Raw genomic sequence first — 1,032 nt, forward strand, 5'->3', positions numbered from 1 at the left:
ACCTGCGGCTGGATCACCTCCTTTCTATGGAGAACATACTTAAACTTACAATAGTAAGTGTTAAGTAAACAAAATAATAAATTGCACTTTAAAGATTACTACCTCTGTTTAATTTTGAAAGTACATTTAAAGAACTACTCGAGGGTAGTTCTTTTTTTGCACTAAAATATATAATTATAATGGCGGGGATATTATGAAAGTGCTCTTATTAGTTTGTTCAGGTGAGATAATAGCAAGTATGCTGGCCGATAAAGTTAAGTCTAATGGGGGTTTGTATGGTATAAAGATAGCTACTCAAAGTTTCTCTTCCATTAAGAATAAGAAAAGTATTGAAAAATTTAATTCATATGATTTATTAATTATATGGACAAATGTTAATTTGGATTTTATTAAGTTGTCTAAGAATATAAGTTATTTTGATGGAATATTACTAACACCTCCAATTAGATACATATTAAATTCAATAGAGTCAGTTGTGAAGAACACTAATACATTCTGTGAATTTATAGATGTTAGAAATATGGTAACTATGGATGGTGAAGGTATTCTTAAACAAATTATCGTTATGATTGAAAATAAATAGTATATTAGGTATTGACATAGTAGCTTAATATTTATATAATACTATATGTCGCTAAAACCTAGTGACAAAGTTCTTTGAAAATTGCACATAGTATAAAATTTGTTTTTTAAAACAAAGCCAGTTGGCAAATGTAACTATTATATAGTTACACATGTGTGAATTAATGAAAGCATTTAAGAAATACTCGCATATTACTAAATGCAAATATTAGTTAATTCACAGGAGAATCATTTATGATTCGACCAAAAAGGCTTAGAAACAAGTAGTGCTAGAAACCAAGGAGCGAGGAGCAGAGCATAGTTCATCTATGTGAGCACCACAGCAACGAAGGTGACAACGCAATACGAAGTTTATAAGACTTTGAGTAAGGTCAAGTTATAAAGGGCGCATGGTGAATGCCTTGGCATCGGGAGCCGAAGAAGGACGTGATAAGCTGCGATAAGTTTCGG

Annotated in this window: 1 protein-coding gene and 1 rRNA gene; both read left to right on the top strand. The window is 31.2% G+C overall.

What is annotated here, in order from left to right; all coding sequences use genetic code 11:
* The first annotated feature begins 193 nt into the window (after positions 1 to 193).
* Positions 194 to 583 (top strand): hypothetical protein, encoded by a 390-nt coding sequence (locus tag L1S47_RS20505; protein ID WP_238886955.1) that lies wholly within the window; start codon positions 194 to 196, stop codon positions 581 to 583.
* A gap of 368 nt (positions 584 to 951) precedes the next feature.
* Positions 952 to 1,032 (top strand): 23S ribosomal RNA (locus L1S47_RS20510); the annotation flags it as partial.

The sequence above is a fragment of the Clostridium sp. YIM B02551 genome, assembly GCF_022324735.1.
Taxonomy (GTDB): Bacteria; Bacillota; Clostridia; order Clostridiales; family Clostridiaceae; genus Clostridium_T; species Clostridium_T paridis.